19 protein-coding genes are annotated in these 18,988 nt (G+C 73.6%); 10 read left to right on the forward strand and 9 right to left on the reverse strand.

Translation table 11 applies throughout. The annotated features are described in order from the left end of the window. Positions 1–218: 218 nt before the first annotated feature. The gene (locus ACSURM_RS10910) at positions 219–1,754 is read right to left on the reverse strand and encodes a gamma-aminobutyraldehyde dehydrogenase (protein WP_436954813.1); all 1,536 of its coding nucleotides are present in this window, start codon (positions 1,752–1,754) and stop codon (positions 219–221) included. Positions 1,755–1,962: 208 nt separating this feature from the next. On the opposite strand from ACSURM_RS10910, the gene ACSURM_RS10915 reads away from it, so the two are divergent. Next, entirely contained in the window at positions 1,963–2,526 is a 564-nt protein-coding gene (locus ACSURM_RS10915; protein WP_436954814.1) for an NADAR family protein, read from the forward strand. 304 nt (positions 2,527–2,830) lie between these two features. Here the strand turns inward: ACSURM_RS10915 and ACSURM_RS10920 are convergent, their stop codons facing one another. Further along, on the reverse strand, positions 2,831–3,724 hold the full coding sequence (locus tag ACSURM_RS10920; protein ID WP_436954815.1) for a DUF4190 domain-containing protein: 894 nt from the start codon (positions 3,722–3,724) through the stop codon (positions 2,831–2,833). Positions 3,725–4,146: 422 nt separating this feature from the next. Between ACSURM_RS10920 and ACSURM_RS10925 the strand changes: the two genes are divergently transcribed. Together ACSURM_RS10925 and ACSURM_RS10930 are read left to right on the forward strand one after the other, a co-directional pair. Beyond that, complete coding sequence (locus ACSURM_RS10925; protein WP_436961034.1) at positions 4,147–5,280, forward strand: adenosine deaminase; 1,134 nt, start codon at positions 4,147–4,149, stop codon at positions 5,278–5,280. A 46-nt stretch (positions 5,281–5,326) separates the two neighbouring features. Next, positions 5,327–6,010 carry a glycerophosphodiester phosphodiesterase gene (locus ACSURM_RS10930; protein WP_436954816.1) on the forward strand — a complete coding sequence of 228 codons (684 nt, stop codon included), beginning with the start codon at positions 5,327–5,329 and terminating at the stop codon, positions 6,008–6,010. On the opposite strand, the gene ACSURM_RS10935 is transcribed toward ACSURM_RS10930, so the two are convergent. Continuing rightward, entirely contained in the window at positions 5,964–6,602 is a 639-nt protein-coding gene (locus ACSURM_RS10935) for an NADPH-dependent F420 reductase (protein WP_436954817.1), read from the reverse strand. The two genes, ACSURM_RS10930 and ACSURM_RS10935, sit on opposite strands and share 47 nt — an antisense overlap. Positions 6,603–6,674: 72 nt before the next feature. Here ACSURM_RS10935 and ACSURM_RS10940 point away from each other — a divergent pair, with 72 nt between their 5' ends. Further along, positions 6,675–7,049 carry a winged helix-turn-helix transcriptional regulator gene (locus ACSURM_RS10940; protein ID WP_391340699.1) on the forward strand — a complete coding sequence of 125 codons (375 nt, stop codon included), beginning with the start codon at positions 6,675–6,677 and terminating at the stop codon, positions 7,047–7,049. Positions 7,050–7,199: 150 nt separating this feature from the next. Continuing rightward, entirely contained in the window at positions 7,200–8,396 is a 1,197-nt protein-coding gene (locus ACSURM_RS10945; protein WP_436954818.1) for a serine hydrolase domain-containing protein, read from the forward strand. Here the strand turns inward: ACSURM_RS10945 and ACSURM_RS10950 are convergent. Both ACSURM_RS10950 and ACSURM_RS10955 read right to left on the reverse strand, forming a co-directional pair. Then, a complete protein-coding gene (locus tag ACSURM_RS10950; protein ID WP_436954819.1) occupies positions 8,386–8,919 on the reverse strand; it encodes a hypothetical protein in 534 nt (177 codons plus the stop codon). The genes ACSURM_RS10945 and ACSURM_RS10950 overlap by 11 nt on opposite strands. 31 nt (positions 8,920–8,950) lie before the next feature. Next, positions 8,951–9,595: a nitroreductase family protein gene (locus tag ACSURM_RS10955; protein ID WP_436954820.1), complete on the reverse strand. Its 645-nt coding sequence runs from the start codon at positions 9,593–9,595 to the stop codon at positions 8,951–8,953. Positions 9,596–9,675: 80 nt separating this feature from the next. On the opposite strand from ACSURM_RS10955, the gene ACSURM_RS10960 reads away from it, so the two are divergent. Next, positions 9,676–10,356: an IclR family transcriptional regulator gene (locus ACSURM_RS10960; protein WP_436954821.1), complete on the forward strand. Its 681-nt coding sequence runs from the start codon at positions 9,676–9,678 to the stop codon at positions 10,354–10,356. A 20-nt stretch (positions 10,357–10,376) separates the two neighbouring features. On the opposite strand, the gene ACSURM_RS10965 is transcribed toward ACSURM_RS10960, so the two are convergent. The 3 genes from ACSURM_RS10965 to ACSURM_RS10975 all read right to left on the reverse strand — a co-directional run bounded on the left by ACSURM_RS10965 (position 10,377) and on the right by ACSURM_RS10975 (position 13,710). Then, a complete protein-coding gene (locus tag ACSURM_RS10965) occupies positions 10,377–10,880 on the reverse strand; it encodes a hypothetical protein (RefSeq protein ID WP_436954822.1) in 504 nt (167 codons plus the stop codon). Positions 10,881–10,915: 35 nt separating this feature from the next. Further along, positions 10,916–12,109, reverse strand: coding sequence for an ABC transporter substrate-binding protein (locus tag ACSURM_RS10970; protein WP_436954824.1), 1,194 nt, complete (start codon positions 12,107–12,109; stop codon positions 10,916–10,918). Positions 12,110–12,270: 161 nt separating this feature from the next. After that, on the reverse strand, positions 12,271–13,710 hold the full coding sequence (locus ACSURM_RS10975; RefSeq protein ID WP_436954825.1) for a gamma-aminobutyraldehyde dehydrogenase: 1,440 nt from the start codon (positions 13,708–13,710) through the stop codon (positions 12,271–12,273). A 170-nt stretch (positions 13,711–13,880) separates the two neighbouring features. Between ACSURM_RS10975 and ACSURM_RS10980 the strand changes: the two genes are divergently transcribed. The 4 genes from ACSURM_RS10980 to ACSURM_RS10995 all read left to right on the forward strand — a co-directional run bounded on the left by ACSURM_RS10980 (position 13,881) and on the right by ACSURM_RS10995 (position 18,109). After that, entirely contained in the window at positions 13,881–14,402 is a 522-nt protein-coding gene (locus ACSURM_RS10980) for an Lrp/AsnC family transcriptional regulator (protein WP_030785039.1), read from the forward strand. Between the two features lie 19 nt (positions 14,403–14,421). Next, a complete protein-coding gene (locus ACSURM_RS10985; protein ID WP_289971173.1) occupies positions 14,422–15,786 on the forward strand; it encodes an aspartate aminotransferase family protein in 1,365 nt (454 codons plus the stop codon). A gap of 191 nt (positions 15,787–15,977) precedes the next feature. Continuing rightward, positions 15,978–16,718 (forward strand): ABC transporter ATP-binding protein, encoded by a 741-nt coding sequence (locus tag ACSURM_RS10990; protein WP_436954826.1) that lies wholly within the window; start codon positions 15,978–15,980, stop codon positions 16,716–16,718. Next, a complete protein-coding gene (locus ACSURM_RS10995; protein ID WP_436954827.1) occupies positions 16,700–18,109 on the forward strand; it encodes a hypothetical protein in 1,410 nt (469 codons plus the stop codon). Before ACSURM_RS10990 ends, ACSURM_RS10995 begins: the two co-directional genes overlap by 19 nt. Before the next feature lie 71 nt (positions 18,110–18,180). On the opposite strand, the gene ACSURM_RS11000 is transcribed toward ACSURM_RS10995, so the two are convergent. Beyond that, complete coding sequence (locus tag ACSURM_RS11000; RefSeq protein WP_436954828.1) at positions 18,181–18,978, reverse strand: maleylpyruvate isomerase family mycothiol-dependent enzyme; 798 nt, start codon at positions 18,976–18,978, stop codon at positions 18,181–18,183. Between the last annotated feature and the right edge of the window lie 10 nt (positions 18,979–18,988).

Below are 18,988 nucleotides of genomic sequence, written 5' to 3' on the forward strand. Positions count from 1 at the left end.
CGAACTCCCGCCTGCCTCGCGACGCCATGCACGCTCCCCCAAGCTCTTCGAGCAGGGGGTGCCCCCACTCGCCGCACCGGACCCAGACCCAAGTACGCCCAGTACGAGGGCCAGGGCCCGGCACTCCCCCAGCCTCCGGCCGGGGGGACCCCCAGAGCACGCACCTGACGCCGCGCGGCCCGCCCTCCGGGCGGACGGCGGGAGTTCGTCGACAGGACCTAGCGGTCCCCGAAGACGGTGCGGTGCCAGTCCTTGGCGGCCACCGCGGTGTTGTCGAACATGACGTGCTTGATCTGCGTGTACTCCTCGAAGGAGTACGCCGACATGTCCTTGCCGAAGCCCGACGCCTTGTAGCCGCCGTGCGGCATCTCGCTGATGATCGGGATGTGGTCGTTGACCCAGACGCAGCCCGCCTTGATCTCGCGGGTGGCCCGGTTCGCACGGTAGACGTCGCCCGTCCACGCGGAGGCGGCCAGGCCGTACGGCGTGTCGTTGGCCAGCCGCAGGCCCTCGTCGTCGGTGTCGAAGGGCAGGACGACCAGGACCGGGCCGAAGATCTCCGACTGGACGATCTCGCTGTCCTGGGCGGCGCCGGTGATCAGGGTGGGCCGGTAGTAGGCGCCGTCCTTCAGCTCTCCCCCGGGCGCCTCGCCGCCGGTGACCACGCGCGCGTAGCCGCGCGCCCCGTCCACGAAGGCGGCCACCCGGTCGCGCTGGGCGTGCGAGATCAGCGGCCCGAGGTCGGTGCCGGGCGCGAACGGGTCGCCGAGCCGGACGGTCTCCATCAGCGCCGCCGTCCGCTCCACGAACGCCTCGTACAGCGGACGCTGCACGTACGCGCGCGTGGCGGCCGTGCAGTCCTGGCCGCTGTTGATGAGCGCGCCCGCGACCGCGCCGTGCGCGGCGGCCTCCAGGTCGGCGTCGTCGAAGACGACGAAGGGCGCCTTGCCGCCCAGCTCCAGGTGCAGCCGCTTGACGGTGGCGGTGGCGATCTCGGCGACGCGCCGACCGACCGCGGTGGACCCGGTGAAGGAGGTCATGGCCACGTCCGGATGCCCGACCAGGTGCTCGCCGGCCTCCTTCCCGGTGCCGGTGACGATGTTGACCACCCCGGCCGGGATGCCCGCGTCCGTGGCCGCCCGCGCGAACATCAGCGAGGTCAGCGGGGTGATCTCGGCGGGCTTCAGCACGACGGTGTTGCCCGCGGCGATCGCCGGGAGGATCTTCCAGGCGGCCATCTGGAGCGGGTAGTTCCAGGGCGCGATGGAGCCGACCACCCCGATGGGCTCGCGCCGGACGTACGACGTGTGGTCCCCGGAGTACTCACCGGCGGACTGTCCCTGGAGGTGCCGGGCGGCGCCCGCGAAGAAGGCGGTGTTGTCGACCGTGCCCGGCACGTCGAACTCACGGGTGAGCTTCAGCGGCTTGCCGCACTGGAGGGACTCGGCGCCGGCCAGGTCCTCGGCGCGTTCGGCGAGCACACCGGCGAACCGGTGCATCGCCTCCGCGCGCTCGCCCGGGGTGGCGGCGGCCCAGCCCGGGAACGCCTCCCGCGCGGCGGCGACGGCCGCGTCCACGTCGTCGGGGCCGGCCAGTTCGTAGCGGTACACCTCCCGGCCGGTGGCGGGGTCGACCACGGCGTGGTGGCGGCCCGAGGTGCCCTTGGCCGGCCGGCCGGCGATGAACTGCGCGCCGTCCGCGAACCGGTCCTGGGCGGGGAATCGTTCCGGGGTGGCGGTGCCCGGGTTGTGCATGTCGCTCTCCTCCGCCGTACGCCCCGTCCCGGGGGTGGGTGGCGTAGCTCCAGCTCGATTTGAGTGCCGATCCTGACAGAGCCATAGGGCACCAACAAGTGATTCCGTTGTTGCCTTTTGGTTACGCGACGGAATCTGTCGACCAGTTGTCGAGTCGGGGGGCAAAACGGCGGACGGATTGTCAGTGGTGCGTGCCAGACTCGCGTGCATGGGGAAGATCGACGGGGTGGAATCCCTGATCAGGGAGGTCCGGGCGGGGACCCGGGTGAAGTACCTGCACTTCTGGGGTCACCGGCCGCGGCCGGACGGACGGATCGGCGCGAGCTGTCTGAGCCAGTGGTGGCCGTCACCGTTCGTGGTGGACGGGGTGGCGTACGCGACGGCGGAGCACTGGATGATGGCCGGCAAGGCCCGGCTGTTCGGGGACGCGGAGGCGGAGCGCCGGGTGCTCGCCGCGGAGCACCCCGCCGCCGCGAAGAAGGCCGGGCGGCTGGTCCAGGGCTTCGACGAGGAGACCTGGCGGCGCGAGCGGTTCCGGATCGTGACCGAGGGCAGCGTGCACAAGTTCGCCGCCGACGACGGCCTCCGGCAGTTCCTGCTGAACACCGGGGACCGGGTACTGGTGGAGGCGAGCCCCGTGGACCGCGTCTGGGGCATAGGTCTCACGGCCGACGACGAGGCGGCGTCCATCCCGGAGCGGTGGCCGGGCCTGAACCTCCTGGGCTTCGCCCTGATGGAGGCCCGGGAGCGGTTGGCGGGCGCGGGGGCCTGAGCGGCGGGGCGCCGAACGCTCGCCGGGGGTGGGGCGCCGGCGGTCGCGGGCAGGCCACCGCCGACTGACGGGGGCGACGACCGACAGAGCGAGCGCCCACGGCCGGCGGTGGCGGTGGCGGTGGCGGTGGCGTCGAACGCTCGCCGGACGGGGCGCCTGGGGCTGACGGGGCGTGCGCGGGCGCGGGTGGGTCGCGGGTGGGTCGAACGCTCGCCGTGGCTGGGCCGCTTACGGCTGGGGTCGTACCGCCGACTGCTCGCAGACCGGCGACCGACGGTCCGGGCCCACGGTCGGCGGCGGGCGGTCAGCCGAGCGCCGCTATCAGGACGGCGAACACGATCAGCACCAGGACGACGCCCGTCGCGCCGCAGATCAGGCCGGCCAGGGCCACCCCGGGGTTCGTGGCCTCGCCCCGCTTCGCCTTCCCCCGGCCGAGCGCGCCGAAGATGATCGCGAGGATGCCCAGCACCAGGGCGAGCGGCCAGGCCAGGAAGCCGATGTCCGAGAGGATGCCGAGCACGAGGGAGGCCGTACCCATGCCGTTGCTCGGGGGCGCCTGCATGCCGGGCCAGCCGTAGCCGTTGCCGGCGGGGTAGGGGGCGGCGGCGTACGGGGGGTGCGGCGGGCCCGGGTAGCCGTAGGCCGGCACGGTGCCCGGGTAGCCGTACGGCACCTGCCCGGGACCGTCGGGGGCGATGGGCGGCGGGGGCACCGGTTCCGGTCCCGCGGGCTGGGCGAAGGGGTGGGCCTGGGCCGCCGGGCCGGGGGCGGGGGGCGCGAAGGGGTTCGGGGCCGGGGCGGGGCCGGAGTGGGGGAAGGGGTAGGCGGCCGGGGCCGTCGGTCCGGCGGCGGGCGGGGCGAAGGGATTCGGGGCCGGGGCGGGGTGCGGGAAGGGCCCCGGCCGGGGGGTGGACTCGGGTGCCGCGAAGGGGTTGGCCTGCGGGGCGGGGGCCGGCGCCGGGGGCAGGGGTGACGCGGGGGACGGAGCGCCGGTTCCGTCGGCGGGGGCGGCCCAGGGAGCGGGCGGGGCGTCGACGAACGTCCTGTCGGCGGGGGCGGGCGGCTCCGGGGCCGTCGGCGGTGAGGGCGGCTGCGAGGTCAGGGTCTTCTGGTCGTGAACCGAGGCGGGGGCGGGAGCCGGGGGCGTGTCCTGGACGGGGGCCCGGTCCGCTCCGGGTACGGCGGACGCCGATGTCACGTCGGCTCCGGCCGCTGCGGGCGTCGCTTCCTGGTCCGCTACGGGTGCCGAGGGCGCCGGCGCGCTGTCCGCCCCCGGTATCCGGCCCGCCCCGGCCTCCTCCGCCCCCGGTATCCGGTCCGCCCCGGGCTTCTCCGCCCCCGGTATCCGGTCCCCAGGGGACGCCGTCGGTGCCGGGGCCGGGGCCTTGTCCAGGGAGACCGGAGGGGTCGCGTCGTCCTGGGAGGTCCGAGGGGTGGTCGAAGGGCCGTGCCCGGGAGCCGGTTCCGTCGGCCCGTGAGGGGGCGTGGTCTGCTCCCCGGGCGTGGACTGCGGCGCCTCGTCGGACATGGTGAAGGGACCCCTCTCCTGGACGGTCCCGTCATGCTACGGGCCGCACGGGACACCGCCGCCCCGGGGCCTACGATGAACCCGCGCCACCGATCAGCCGATCACCGCGCCCGGGCCGCTCGCCGCGGTCCACGGGCGCCGTTCCCGCGGAGGACTCCTTGACCGACACCGCCGTACCCGCCACCGGCACCGCCGACCGCGATCTGCGCGCCTTCATCGCGGGACTGCCCAAGGCCGAACTGCACGTCCACCACGTCGGCTCCGCCTCCCCCCGCATCGTCTCGGAGCTGGCCGCCCGCCACCCCGGCTCCAAGGTCCCCGCCGACCCCGAGGCCCTCGCCGAGTACTTCACCTTCACGGACTTCGCGCACTTCATCGAGGTCTATCTGTCGGTCGTGGACCTCATCCGCACCCCGGAGGACGTCCGGCTGCTCACCTACGAGGTGGCCCGCGACCTGGCCCGGCAGCAGGTGCGGTACGCGGAGCTGACCATCACCCCCTTCTCCTCCACCCGGCGGGGCATCGACGAGCGGGCCTTCATGGACGCGATCGAGGACGCCCGCAAGGCCGCCGAGGCGGAATTCGGGACCGTGCTGCGCTGGTGCTTCGACATTCCCGGCGAGGCCGGGCTGGAGGCGGCCGAGGTCACGACGCGGCTGGCCACCGAGGACCGGATCCGCCCGGAGGGCCTGGTGTCGTTCGGGCTCGGCGGGCCGGAGATCGGCGTGCCCCGGCCGCAGTTCAAGCCGTACTTCGACCGGGCCATCGCCGCCGGTCTGCGCTCCGTCCCGCACGCCGGGGAGACGACCGGCCCGGAGACGGTGTGGGACGCGCTGCGCGACCTGCGCGCCGAGCGCATCGGGCACGGCACGAGTTCCGCGCGGGACCCGGAGCTGCTGGCGTACCTCGCCGAGCGCCGCATCCCGCTGGAGGTCTGCCCCACCTCCAACATCGCCACCCGCGCGGTCCGCACCCTGGAGGAGCACCCGATCAAGGAGTTCACCCGGGCCGGGGTGCTGGTGACGATCAACTCCGACGACCCGCCGATGTTCGGCACCGACCTGAACAACGAGTACGCGGTAGCCGCCCGGCTGCTGGAGCTGGACGAGCGGGGCCTCGCCGCGCTCGCGAAGGACGCCGTCGAGGTCTCCTTCCTGGACCCGGCGGGCAAGGCCCGGATCACCCGGGAGATCGACGACTACACCAGCGCCTGGCTCGCCGGCTGAGCCCCCGCCCCCGGCTCCCGGTCGCCGCACGGCCACAATGGGGCGCATGCAGACCGTGACCGCCGTGGCCCACCGCGGCGACCCCTACCGTTTCCGTGAGAACACCCTCGCCTCGCTGCGTTCCGCGCTCGGGCAGGGCGCGGACGCCGTCGAGATCGACGTACGGCTCACCCGGGACGGCGTGCCCGTGCTGCTGCACGACGAGACGCCGCGCCGGCTGTGGGAGGTCGACCGGCCGCTGTCCGCGCTGTCCGCGGAGGAGCTGCGCGGGCTGACGGGGGGCGCGGTGCCGACGCTGGCCGAGGCGCTGGCCGCGACCGGTGACAGCCGGGTGATGGTGGACCTGTGCGGTCCGGTCGGCCGCCGTACGGTCGAGCGGACGCTGGACGTGATCCGGCAGAGCGGCGCGCGGGACCGCGTCTACTACAGCGCGGGCGCCGAGGCGATGCTCGCCGTCCGGGCCGCCGACCCGGCCGCCGAGATCGCCCTGACCTGGACGACCCTGGCCCCGCCCCGCCCGGCGCTGCTCGCCGCCGTGCGCCCGCGCTGGCTCAACTACCGCTTCTCGCTGGTCGACCGGGAGCTGGCCGCGCGGGTCCACCGCGACGGGTGCCTGCTGTCCGTGTGGACCCCGGACACCCGCCGCTCCATGAGCAGGCTGCTGGAGCTGGGCGTGGACTCGATCACGACGAACCGGATCGATGTCCTGCACGCGCTGCGCTCCCGCTGACCCCGGCGAACTCCAGCGGCGGCGCGATCGCCTGCGCGTCCGCGCCCTCGCCCACCCACAGCCGGATCAGCAGCGCCGCCGTCGCCTCCACCAGCCCGGACCGGTCCAGCCCGCCGGCGTACAGGGGCGTGCAGCCCAGGTCGCTGACGAGCCGCCGGACGACGGCGAGCGCGTCCGCGTCGTCCCCGCACATGGGGACGGCGAGCGGGCGGCCGGCGAAGACCGGCGGGGTCAGCCGCCAGACGCTCTCGTGGCACAGGTTGAACGCCTTGACCACCCGGGCGGCGGGCGCGGCGGCGGCGATCCGCTCGGCCGCGGCCGGGCCGCCGGCCGTGAGCAGCCCGAAATCCGGGCCGACGGGGTTGGTGCAGTCGATCAGCACCCGTCCGGCCAGGGTGTCGGCGAGTCCGGCGACGACGTCCACGGCCGCCGCGTACGGCACGGCGAGCAGCATCGCGTCCGTACCGTGCTCCGCCGCCGCACGCAGGCCGCCCCGTGTCCGGCTGCCCGCGACCACGTCGTGTCCAGCGCGTTCCCACTGTTCGCCCAGCGTCCGTGCCATGGCTCCGGCACCGAGCATTCCGATGCGCACAACTGCCTCCCGTTGCTTGTCCGTTGGAATTCGGGCACGACAATAGGAAGCCGCTCGGGCACCATTCGGTACGTGAGCCATGACCAGCCCTTCCTCGCCGACTGCCGGGCCCGCCTGGCCTTCGATCTGCTCGCCAACACCTGGAACTCGGTGGTGCTGTGGGCCCTGAGGGACGGCCCGTGCCGGCCGGGCGCGCTGCGCGGACGCATCGGCGGGATCAGCCCGAAGGTGCTGACCGAGACGCTGCGGCGGCTGGAGTTCAACGGGTTGGTGGCCCGCCGGGCGTACGGCGGCGCCCCGCCCCGAGTGGAGTATGAACTCACCTCTCTGGGACGGACCTTGCTCGGGCCGATCGACGCGTTCGGGGCGTGGGCCTTCGAGCACGGCGACGAGGTCATGGCGGCGCAGGAGCGTTACGCCGGTGACGTCCGGGACCCCCTCCCGTAGGGGCCATCCCTGACGACTCCCGTACGCGCACCGGCGGTTGTTCGGGGTCGCGCGAGGGTCGCGTGCCCTCCTCGATGAGGATTCCGGGCGGTGGGCCGCCGTCCGAGGATGATCGGGAAGCCGCAACCGATCATGCTCGAGGAGCCCGCCATGCGCCGCACCCGCGGTACCAGCACGTCCAGCCGTACCCGCCGTCGTACCGCCCTCGTGGCCGCCGGACTCGTCGCCGCGCTGGCCGCCGGTTCGGCGGCCGCGCCGGCGTTCGCCGCACCCACCTCCGCCTCCCCCGCGTCCGCGTCCGCGTCCGCGTCCGCCAGGGTCACGTCCGGCCCGGACACCAAGGCCCTGTCCGCCGCGCTCGCCGGGCTGCCCGATCACGACATCACGGCCGCGCTGGTCCGGGTCGGCGGCCACGGCAGCTGGCGGGGCACGGCGGGCGTCCGGGACGTCCGCACGGGAGCGCCGGCCCTTGAGGACGCGCGGTTCCGGGCCGGTTCGGTGTCGAAGGTGGTCACCGCGGCGATCGTGCTGCAACTGGCCGCGGAGGGCCGGATCGACCTCGACGGCTCCGTGCAGCGGTATATGCCGGGCCTGCTCACCGAGGACTTCAAGGAGCCCGTCACCGTACGGCAGTTGCTGAACTACACCAGCGGCCTCAAGCCGGGCGCGTCCCTCGGTGACACGGTCGAGGAGGGCTACCCGCACCGCTTCGAGACGCTGACGCCGCGACAGGTCGTCGCGGCGTCCGTCGCCAAGGGCCCGGCCTACTCCCCGGGCACGAAGCAGACCTACGGCAACATCCACTACACCGTGCTCGGCCTGCTCATCGAGAAGGTGACCGGCGACTCGTACGCCCACCAGGCGCAGGTGCGGATCTTCCGGCCGCTCGGCATGCGGCACAGTTACTTCCCCGCCGCCGGGGACACCGAGATCCGCGGCCCGCACAACCGGGGCTACGACTGGATCGACGGCCGGTTGGTCGATGTGACCGACTGGAACGTGACCGACCGTTTCGCGGCCGGTGACCTCATCTCGACCACCGCCGACCTGGAGCGGTTCCTGGTCGCGCTGTTCCGCGGCCGGGTGGTGCCCGAGCCGCAGCTGCGCGAGATGTTCACCGTGCCCGACGTGCCCGGCGCGCACTACGGCGCGGCGCTGGAGCGCCTCGAGGTGAACGGCAAGGAGGTCTGGGGCAAGGGCGGCTCACGCCCGGGCTACACCGCGGCGATCGCCGCGACGAGGGACCTGTCCCGCACCCTCGTCCTCTCGGCGAACCCCACGGACGCCAAGGGCGACGGCCAGCGGGCCGCCTCCGAGCGCTTCGCGTTCCCCGCGTTCAGCCGCTGACGGGCGCGGCGGCCGGGGGCGCGGGCGGGGTGCCGAGCGCCTCCAGCCGCTTGATCCTCTTCCGGACGACGTAGAGCGGGACGACGCCGAACACCCCGAAGGACATGTCGATCAGGCTCCACCAGAAGGGGATGCCGCGGACGGGGCCGCAGGCGAGGGCGAGCGGGATGATCCCGGCACAGGCGATCATCCCGAACTCGATCACCCAGATGTTGCGGACGGGGTCGCGGTACGGGCCGTAGAAGGCGACCGCGATGACGAGGTGGGCGAAGGCCAGCCAGTCGGTGCCGTACAGCACGAAGGGGTACTCGGCGTCGACGGTGTCCAGCCCCTCGCGCACCCGGGAGATCCACGCCATCAGGCCGGGCAGGTGCTCCGGCACGGACAGCGCCCGCAACGCGCTCTCGGTCCAGCGCAGTTCGTGCACCAGTGGGAAGGCGGTGGCCCCGCTGAGGACGAGGCACACGACGAAGAGGATCAACCAGGCGCGGATGCCCTTGAGCAGGGCGGCTCTGTCGCTCATGGGAGGAGCGTACGCCTAGAATTGAACGCGTTCAAAACCGGTCCCAGTGCAGCACCCGGTCCCGGGGGACGCGGGGCGCGGGCCGGAAGTCGGTGCCGAGGGTGTAGGCGACGGGGATGAGCGCCGCCTGCATCACGTCGTCGTACGGGATCCCGAGCACCCGGGCCGACTCCCGCTCGTCCACCAGGTTCCCGGTGGTCCAGCAGGTGCCCAGGCCCCGGGCGCGGGCGGCGAGCATGAAACTCCACACGGCCGGCAGGATCGAACCCCAGGTGCCGGCCTGGCGCAGGACCGGGGCGTGGTCTGTACGGCCTTCCACGCACGGCACGACGAGCGCCGGGACCTCGTGCAGGTGCGCGTACAGGTGCGCGGTGCCGGAGTACACCCGGTCCATCCGGGCCACGGACGCCCGCCGCACGTCCCGCTCCGGGAGCGGCTCGCTCGCGCCGGGCGCGGTCACCCCGGCCCGCCACACGTCGGCCAGGGCGGCCCGCCGCCCGGGGTCGGTGACGACGACGAAGTGCCAGCGCTGCCGGTTGCGTCCGCTCGGCGCCTGGACGGCCAGGTCCACGCACTCCTCCAGCAGCCGGCGCGGCACCGGACGGGTGAGGTCGAGGCGGTGGCGGACGGCACGGGTGGTGGACAGCAACTGGTCGGAAGAGAGATCGAGGTTCATGCGTTGACCCTCGCGGGCGGGGCCGGCCGGCGGCAACGCCCGGCTTTCACTGGGCGAAAACGCGGGCGGACGGGGGACGGATGGCGGAGAGTGTCGCGGGGCGGGTCTTCTCGGTGCTGGACGCGTTCGTGGACGCGCCGGTCACGCTGCGCCTGACGGAGATCGCCCGCCGCACGGGGCTGCCCGTGCCGACCGCGCTGCGCATGGTGCGGGAACTGGTGGCCTGGGGCGGGCTGGAGCGGGGCGCGGACGGCTCCTACCGCCTCGGCACCCGGATCCGTACGCTCGGCGCCGCCGCCCCCTGCCCGCGCGGCCTGCTGGACACGGCCCTGCCGGCGCTGCGCGCCCTCACCGCGCGCACCGGCGGACACGCGGACGTGGTGATCCCGGCCGACGGTACCGCCCTGTGCCTGGTCACCGGCGCACGGCTGCCCGCGCACGCCACGGCCGCGGGCCAGGTCCTGCTGGCCCACGGTCTGCTCCCGGCCCCGGCCACCGCCGAGCGGCACACCCCCCGCACCCTCACCGCCCCGGGCCGGCTCGCCGCCCACCTGGCCCGGGTCCGCGCGGCCGGTCTGGCCGAGGCCCATGAGGAGCACCGGCTGGGCGAACTGGCCTTCGCGGCACCGGTGTTCCGGTCCGGCGCTCCCGTGGCGGCCGTCTCCCTGACCGCCCCGACGACCGCCTACTCCCCCCGCCTCGCCCCGGCCGTGCGCCGGACGGCGGCGGCGGTGAGCCGCGCGCTGGACGAGCAGGTGTGACCGCGGCGGTCCCGGTGGTGTCAGTCGAAGGCGTTGAAGAGCACTCCGCCCAGCGTGGTGAGGTGGTACAGGCGGATGCCGCGCCACTCGTCCCGGGTCAGCGCCGAGGTGTCCACGGCGGACAGCGGTGCGGTGAGCCGCTCCCGGCCGAGCACCGTGAGTCCTGCGTCGGTGAAGGCGCGGGCCCATGGGGGCGGTGCGAGGAACTCCTCGTCGTACCAGTTCCGGCGTTCCGGGGCGAACGCGATCCACGGGTGGTGGGCGTGGCACAGGACGACGGTCTCGCCCGCGCGGTCGAGGACCGACCCGAGGTGGAAGGAGCGGGGACGGGACCGCTCCTCCACCTCGCCCACCGTGCCCCCGGCGATCCGGGCGGCCTCGTACAGGGCGCTGCGGAACGTCCGCAGGTCGGTCTCGGGCAGCGGGCCGGTGTCCCCCGGGCCGGGGAGACCCGTCGCCCCGCGCGGCAACGGGAAGGCCTTGTCCTCGCCCTTGTCCTTGCCCTTGTTCGTGTCCTTGGCCATGGGTTCATCCTGCCCCGCGCGCCGGGGCCGGCGGCTCACAGGCCCACGATGCCGTTCCAGCGACGGGTGAACTCCGGGCGCTGTGCGGAGGTGATGTCGCGGGCGACGGCCAGGCGTTCGCGCATCACGGGGTCCGGGAAGATCAGGGGGTTGTCGGCGAGGGCCGCGGTGTCCTTGTCCGGGTCGGCGGCCAGCACCTCCCGGGCGGCCGGGACCGGGCAGACGTAGTTGACCCAGGCGGCGAGCTTCGCGGCGACCTCGGGCTGGTAGTAGTAGTCGATCAGCCGCTCGGCGTTGGCCTTGTGGCGGGCCCGGTTGGGGATCATCAGCGAGTCCGACCACAGCTCGGCGCCCTCCTCGGGGACGACGAAGCGTATGTCGGGGTTGTCGGCCTGGAGCTGGATGACATCGCCGGAGTACGCCTGGCAGGCCAGCACGTCCCCGCTGACCAGGTCCTTGGTGTAGTCGTTGCCGGTGAAGCGGCGGATCTGGCCCCGGTGCACCTCCCGCTCGATCCGGTCGCACATCCGGTGGAAGTCGTCCGCGGTCCAGCGGGTGATGTCCACGCCATCGCCTTGCATGAGCAGCGCGAACGCCTCGTCCAGGCCGGACAGCAGGGTCACCCGGCCCTTGAGGTCGGATGCCCAGAGGTCCTTCACGTGCCGGATGTCCCGGCCGAGCTTGCGCCGGTTGTAGGCGATGCCGGTGATCCCGGACTGCCACGGCACGGTGAACCGGCGGCCCTCGTCGAAGGCGGGCGAGCGCAGCAGCGGGTCCAGGTGGCGCGCCACGTTGGGCTGGTGGGCGCGGTCCATCTCCTGGACCCAGCCCAGCCGGACGTACCGGGCGCACATCCAGTCGCTGATGACGATCAGGTCCCGGCCGGTGGACCGGTGGTTCATCAGCGAGGGGCTGATCTTGCCGAAGAACTCGTCGTTGTCGTTGATCTCCTCCACGTAGTCGACGGAGATCCCGGTGCGCTCGGCGAACCCCTCCAGGCTGGGCCGCCGGTTCGGGTTGGCGTCGTCGGTGTCGATGTACAACGGCCAGTTGGCCCAGGTCAGCCTCTTGTCGGCCGCGGACGCGTCGGGCGCGGAGCGGTCCGCGGGCTTGACGTACGCGGCGGGCACCCCGCACCCGGACAGCGCACCGAGCGCGGCGGTGACGCCCAGGGCGGCGAGCAGGGAACGGCGGGACGGCGCGGACACGGGAGAGGAAGTCTGGAGCACCCCGGAAGCATGCCGTTTCGTCGCCCGGAGCGACAATCGACGCTGCGTCGAGCGGTCCGGCGCCTGTCCGACACCTTGTCGATCAGGTCCGGCCGGAAAACACGGCACGGCCCCGGACAGGATGGTGGGCCCGTCCGGGGCCGTGCCGCCGCGCGCGGTGCTTACGCGTCCAGGGACGTCATCACGTGCTTGATGCGCGTGTAGTCCTCGAAGCCGTACGCGGACAGGTCCTTGCCGTAGCCGGACTTCTTGAAGCCGCCGTGGGGCATCTCGGCGACCAGCGGGATGTGGGTGTTGATCCACACGCAGCCGAAGTCGAGCCGCTTGGACATGCGCATCGCGCGGCCGTGGTCCTTGGTCCACACCGAGGACGCGAGGGCGTACTGGACGCCGTTGGCGTACTCGACGGCCTGGTCCTCGTCGGTGAAGGACTGGACGGTGATGACCGGGCCGAAGACCTCGTTCTGGACGATCTCGTCGTCCTGCTTGAGGCCGGAGACGACGGTCGGGGCGTAGAAGTAGCCCTTGTCGCCGACCCGTTCGCCGCCCGCCTCGACCTTGGCGTGGGCCGGGAGGCGGTCGATGAAGCCGGAGACCTGCTTGAGCTGGTTGGGGTTGTTCAGCGGGCCGTACAGGACGTCCTCGTCGTCCGGCTGCCCGGTCCTGGTCTCGGTCGCGGCCTTGGCGAGCGCGGCCACGAACTCGTCGTGGATGGACTCGTGGACGAGGACGCGGGTCGCGGCCGTACAGTCCTGGCCTGCGTTGAAGAAGCCCGCCATGGAGATGTCCTCGGCGGCCTTGGCGATGTCGGTGTCCTCGAAGACCACGACCGGGGCCTTGCCGCCCAGCTCCAGGTGGACCCGCTTGAGGTCCTTGGAGGCGGACTCGGCGACGGACATGCCCGCGCGCACGGAGCCGGTGATGGAGGCCATCGCCGGGGTCTCGTGCTCGACCATCATGCGGCCGGTGTCGCGGTCGCCGCAGATGACGTTGAAGACGCCCTTGGGCAGGACGGAACCCATGATCTCGGCCATCAGGACCGTGGAGGCGGGGGTGGTGTCCGAGGGCTTCAGCACGACCGTGTTGCCCGCCGCGATGGCCGGGGCGAACTTCCACACGGCCATCATCATCGGGTAGTTCCACGGCGCGACCTGCGCGCAGACGCCGACCGGCTCGCGGCGGATGATGGAGGTCATCCCCTCCATGTACTCGCCGGCCGAGCGGCCCTCCAGCATCCGGGCCGCGCCCGCGAAGAAGCGGATCTGGTCGACCATCGGCGGGATCTCCTCGGAGCGGGTCAGCCCGATGGGCTTGCCCGTGTTCTCCACCTCGGCCGCGATCAGGTCCTCGGCGCGCTCCTCGAACGCGTCGGCGATCTTCAGGAGGGCCTTCTGCCGCTCGGCGGGGGTGGTGTCACGCCAGGCCGGGAAGGCGCGGGCGGCGGCCTCCATGGCGGCGTCGACGTCCGCCTGCCCGGACAGCGGCGCGGTCGCGTACGCCTCGCCCGTCGCGGGGTTGACCACCTCGGTGGTCCGTCCGTCGGCGGCGTCCCGGAACTCACCGTCGATGTAGTTGCGCAGACGACGCAGCTCGGTGCTCACTGCCGGCCTCCTGATCTGGTTCTGGCTGTCCAATCGCTGAGACACCCACCCTAATCGCCGTACCCACGTTTTCAACACCCCCACCGGCACTCCATCTGCGAAATCCGCAAGGTCGCGACTCCCAAACAACGGATTTCATCGATTGGGCCTTGCGAAACTGTCGAGACCTGGTGCACAGTGAGGTCGTGGCCAGTCGAAGCGCAGACCAGAGGGACTCGTCCCGCGAGTCAAGGAACGGCAACAGTCCCCAGCTGGACGCCGTCTCCCTCGCCATCATTCAGCAGCTCCAGGAGGACGGCCGCCGGCCGTACGCCGCGATCGGCAAGGCCGTCGGCCTGTCCGAGGCGGCCGTGCGCCAGCGCGTGCAGAAGCTGCTGGACCAGGGCGTGATGCAGATCGTCGCCGTCACGGACCCGCTGACCGTGGGCTTCCGCCGGCAGGCGATGGTCGGGATCAACGTCGAGGGCGATGTCGAGTCGATCGCGGACGCGCTGACTGACATGTCGGAAGTCGAGTACGTGGTGATGACCGCGGGCTCGTTCGACATCCTCGCCGAGATCGTCTGCGAGGACGACGACCACCTGCTGGACGTCATCAACAAACGCATCCGGGCCCTGCCCGGGGTGCGCTCCACCGAGAGCTTCGTCTACCTGAAGCTCAAGAAGCAGACCTACATGTGGGGAACCCGATAACCGTGAGGACCCGATAACCGTGAGCACCAAGGACCTCAGCCGCACCGCGTACGACCACCTGTGGATGCACTTCACCCGCATGTCCTCGTACGAGAACTCCCCCGTCCCGACCATCGTCCGGGGTGAGGGCACCTACATCTACGACGACAAGGGCAAGCGCTACCTCGACGGTCTCGCGGGTCTGTTCGTGGTCCAGGCCGGTCACGGCCGCACGGAACTCGCCGAGACCGCCGCCAAGCAGGCCCAGGAGCTGGCCTTCTTCCCGGTGTGGTCCTACGCCCACCCGAAGGCCGTGGAACTGGCCGAGCGCCTGGCCAACGAGGCCCCCGGCGACCTGAACAAGGTCTTCTTCACCACCGGCGGCGGCGAGGCCGTCGAGACCGCCTGGAAGCTCGCCAAGCAGTACTTCAAGCTGACCGGCAAGCCCACCAAGTACAAGGTCATCTCCCGCGCGGTCGCCTACCACGGCACCCCGCAGGGCGCCCTGTCCATCACCGGCCTGCCGGGCCTGAAGGCCCCCTTCGAGCCGCTGGTGCCGGGCGCGCACAAGGTGCCGAACACCAACATCTACCGCGCGCCGCTGTTCGGCGACGACCCCGAGGCCTTCGGCCGCTGGGCCGCCGACCAGATCGAGCAGCAGATCCTCTTCGAGGGCCCGGACACCGTCGCCGCGGTCTTCCTGGAGCCGGTGCAGAACGCCGGCGGCTGCTTCCCGCCGCCCCCCGGCTACTTCCAGCGCGTGCGCGAGATCTGCGACAAGTACGACGTCCTGCTGGTCTCGGACGAGGTCATCTGCGCCTTCGGCCGCCTCGGCACCACGTTCGCCTGCGACAAGTTCGGCTACGTCCCGGACATGATCACCTGCGCCAAGGGCATGACCTCGGGCTACTCCCCGATCGGCGCCTGCATCATCTCCGACCGCCTCGCCGAGCCGTTCTACAAGGGCGACAACACCTTCCTGCACGGCTACACCTTCGGCGGCCACCCGGTCTCCGCCGCGGTGGGCCTGGCCAACCTCGACCTGTTCGAGCGGGAGAACCTCAACCAGCACGTGCTGGACAACGAGGGCGCCTTCCTGCAGACCCTGCAGAAGCTGCACGACCTGCCGATCGTCGGCGACGTCCGCGGCAACGGCTTCTTCTACGGCATCGAGCTGGTGAAGGACAAGAACACCAAGGAGTCCTTCAACGAGGAGGAGACCGAGCGCGTCCTGTACGGCTTCCTCTCCAAGGCGCTGTTCGACAACGGCCTGTACTGCCGTGCCGACGACCGCGGCGACCCGGTCATCCAGCTCGCCCCGCCGCTGATCTCCACCCAGGAGACCTTCGACGAGATCGAGCAGATCCTGCGGGCCACCCTCACGGAGGCGTGGACCAAGCTCTGATCATCCGACCGGATGACCGAGCCGGCCCCGGTGCCCGTCCGTTCGAGTGAGAACGGCGGCCCGGGGCCGCGTGCTGTCCGGGCTCCCGTCCGGGAGCTGCCTAGCGTGCCAGTGACCGATCGGCCCAGGCTTCGTTCGCCCATATGGGGGAACGAGGCCCGGGAAAACGGATCAGAACCGAGGTGTACGCCATGGAGGCCCCACCGGACAACGACGTGCTCTGGGCACGCTCCCTGCACTTCACGCACCGCGACGGCTCCCCCGGCCTGGCCGGGATCTCGCTCGGTGTGCGCCAGGGTGAGATCCTCGCCGTCAGCGGACCGCGCGGCAGCGGGAAGACGACCCTGCTGCGCTGTCTGTCCGGCCTGCTGCCGGTGCGCTCCGGCGAGGTCTGGTTCAACAGCTCACCGTTGCACACCCTCGGTCCCACCGCCCGCGAGCGGCTGCGGCGGGAACGCTTCGGCTGGATCGACCCCGAGCCCGTCCTCGTCCCCGAGCTGAACGTCTGGGAGAACGCCGCCCTACCCCTGATGCTGCGCGGCGCCGGCCGCCGCCGGGCCAAGGTGTGCGCGCTGGAGTGGCTGGAGCGGCTGGATGTCGGCGACAAGGCACGCTGCCGCCCGCGCGCGCTGCGGCACGCCGAGCGCCAGCGCGTCGCCATCGCCCGCGCGCTCGCTCCCGGCCCCGACGTGCTGTTCGCCGACGAGCCGACCGCGCCCCTGCACCACGCCGACCGCACCCATGTGCTGCGCACCCTGGCCACGGCCGCCCGCTCGCACGGCATCACGGTCGTCCTCGCCACCCACGACCCCGACACCGCCGCCCTCGCCGACCGCACGGTGGCCCTGCTGGACGGGCGCCGCGTGCACACCGTGCACCTGCCGGACGCCCCCGACGCGGAAGGCCGGGCCGCGTGCTCGCTCTCCGCCTGACCCGCGCCGCCCGGCCCGCCGTCCAGCTGCGCCGCCTGCTGGTGGCCGCGGCCTCGGCGGGCACCGGCCTGCTGCTGCTGTCCAGCCTCGGCCGCGCCGTGGCCCACCCGGAGGCCGCCGACGCCGCCGCGCTGCGGCTGGCCTGGTGCGCGGCGCCGCTCGCCGCCACGGTGTACCTGGCGCTCGCGGTGGCCCGCACCGACCCCGGCACCCGGCCGCGCCCCGGCCTGTCCGCCGTGGGTCTCGGCCCGGCCCGGCTCATGGCCGTCTCGGCGCTGACGACGGCCCTGTCCTGCTCGCTGGGGTCGATGCTGGCCCTGCTGTTCTTCCTGCATCTTCGCGGCGACCTCACCGGCCTGCCGTTCGACGGCGCGGCGGCCGGGCTCCTGGCCGCCGGGCACCCCCTCCCGGTCCCGGCGGCCGCCACCCTGCTGACCGTGCCCCCGGTCACGGCGACGGTGGCGGTGGCCGTGGCGCTCCGGCCGCGCGACCCCCGCCCACCGGCCCGGGCCGCGCGGCGGTTCGGCCGGTTCGGTGCCCCGGGCGGCCCGGCCGGACCGGAGACGTTCGGGGCCTACGGCAGGTTCGGGACCCGGCTCCCCTCGGCACCCGGTGACGGCCGGGCGGTGGCGGCCGGGGACGGCCGCGGCGTGGCGGCCGGGAGCGGGCGCACCGCGACGGCCGGGGACGGGCGTATGGCGGCGGCCGGAGACGGGCGTGCCGTGACGGCCGTCGTCCTGGAGGCGGACGGCGGCGACCGTCCGGTGCCGGACGACGCGCCGGAGCCGCCGGTCCCGGACACCGGAGCCGGGGCCCCCGCCGGTCTGCCCTGGGGCGTCGCCCTCGTCACCGCCGGGCTGGCCGCGCAGGCCTACGCCGGCCGGTCCGTCCCCGTCCCCGCCCTCGCCGTCCTCCTCGGCTGGCTCCTCACCGGCACCGGCCTGGTGCTGGCCGGCCCCGGCCTCACCCACCTGTGCGGCAGGCTCCTCCAGGCCCGGCGGCCGGGTGCGCTGCGGTTGCTGGCCGGCCGGGGCCTGATGGCGGAGGCCGCCCGGATCGGCCGTCCCCTCGGCGTGGTCTGCGCGGTGGCGTCCGCCGGGTGCGCCCTGACCGCGCTGACCGAGCTGTCCGGCGGCCCGGAACCGGCCTTCGGGCCGCTGTCCGCCCTCGGCGCGCTCGTCGTCGGCGGCTCCACGCTCGCCACCCTGCTGACCGCTGCCGTGGAGGCCCGCCAGTACCGCGCGGGCACCACCGCCGCGCTGCTCCGCCTGGGCGCGCGTCCCGCCCTGCTGCGCGGGGCCGCCGCGCTGCGCGCCGCCGCCCTGCCGGCCCTGTTCGGCCCGCTCGTCCTGGCGATCGCCGCGCTGTCGGCCCTGCCCCTGAGCCGCTGACCGCCGCGAAACCGGGGCGGGCAGCGGGGCGGGGGCGCGAACCGGCCCGGCGTGCGCGGCCGGGCCCCGGCTCAGCCGAACGTGGCCCGCTCCAGCCAGAACTCCAGCAGCTCCCGGTCGCCCAGCACCTCCAGGCCGGGGCCGTCCGGCGGCAGCCTGCGGTAGAAGGCGAGCAGCACGGAGGTGAGCGGTCCGCGCAGGGCGACCGTGGCCTTCTCGTGCCCGCGCCGCCAGCGCACACCGTCCGGGCCCAGCTCGATCAGCCATTCGGCGTTCAGGGCCGGGTCGGCGTCGGTGGCGTGCAGATGGAGGGAGCGGCCCGGCCCGCGCAGCTCGCGCGCCCGCTCGTCGGCCGTGTTGCGCTGCACCCACTCCACGAGCTGGAGCCACTCGTCCAGCGCGTCCGCCGCGATGTCCGGCGCGACCTCGTAGGGCAGTCCGGCGGCGAGCGTGGCGTCGGCGCGGTGCACGGTGATCTCGTGCGTCACCCGGCGGGCCCAGAAACCGGCGGTCGGCGCCCAGGCCCAGGACCACACCTCGGCGTCCGGGCCGGCCTCGCGCAGCGCGCCGACGACCCGCTCCCCGGCGTCCGCGAGCCAGGCGTCCAGCGCCGCCGCGTCCCCGCGCCGCGCCGGCCCGCCGAACAGCGGGACCCGCTCGTCGGGGATGTTCTCCCGCGCCCGGCCGCGCACCAGGGCGTCCACCCAGCGCAGGGCGCCGCCCACGTGCCGCAGGAGGTCCTCCAGCGACCAGTCGGGGCAGGTCGGCACGGTCGCGGACAGGTCGGCGCCGGAGGTCACCACGGCCCTCAACCGGTCGACCTGGTCGGCTATTTCGTCGCAGTAGCGGTCATGGGTGAGTTCGGGCATGACCTCACCC

The sequence above is a fragment of the Streptomyces sp. SudanB182_2057 genome, assembly GCF_964272715.1.
GTDB lineage: Bacteria > Actinomycetota > Actinomycetes > Streptomycetales > Streptomycetaceae > Streptomyces > Streptomyces rubradiris.

Excerpts from the sequence above, each read along its gene's own strand:
- ACSURM_RS10960 (WP_436954821.1), top strand. The coding sequence starts at position 9,676 with ATGGCGGAGAGTGTCGCGGGGCGGGTCTTCTCGGTGCTGGACGCGTTC.
- ACSURM_RS10910 (WP_436954813.1), bottom strand. The coding sequence starts at position 1,754 with ATGCACAACCCGGGCACCGCCACCCCGGAACGATTCCCCGCCCAGGAC.
- ACSURM_RS10990 (WP_436954826.1), top strand. The coding sequence starts at position 15,978 with ATGGAGGCCCCACCGGACAACGACGTGCTCTGGGCACGCTCCCTGCAC.
- ACSURM_RS10945 (WP_436954818.1), top strand. The coding sequence starts at position 7,200 with ATGCGCCGCACCCGCGGTACCAGCACGTCCAGCCGTACCCGCCGTCGT.
- ACSURM_RS10915 (WP_436954814.1), top strand. The coding sequence starts at position 1,963 with ATGGGGAAGATCGACGGGGTGGAATCCCTGATCAGGGAGGTCCGGGCG.
- ACSURM_RS11000 (WP_436954828.1), bottom strand. The coding sequence starts at position 18,978 with ATGCCCGAACTCACCCATGACCGCTACTGCGACGAAATAGCCGACCAG.
- ACSURM_RS10930 (WP_436954816.1), top strand. The coding sequence starts at position 5,327 with ATGCAGACCGTGACCGCCGTGGCCCACCGCGGCGACCCCTACCGTTTC.
- ACSURM_RS10955 (WP_436954820.1), bottom strand. The coding sequence starts at position 9,595 with ATGAACCTCGATCTCTCTTCCGACCAGTTGCTGTCCACCACCCGTGCC.
- ACSURM_RS10950 (WP_436954819.1), bottom strand. The coding sequence starts at position 8,919 with ATGAGCGACAGAGCCGCCCTGCTCAAGGGCATCCGCGCCTGGTTGATC.
- ACSURM_RS10965 (WP_436954822.1), bottom strand. The coding sequence starts at position 10,880 with ATGGCCAAGGACACGAACAAGGGCAAGGACAAGGGCGAGGACAAGGCC.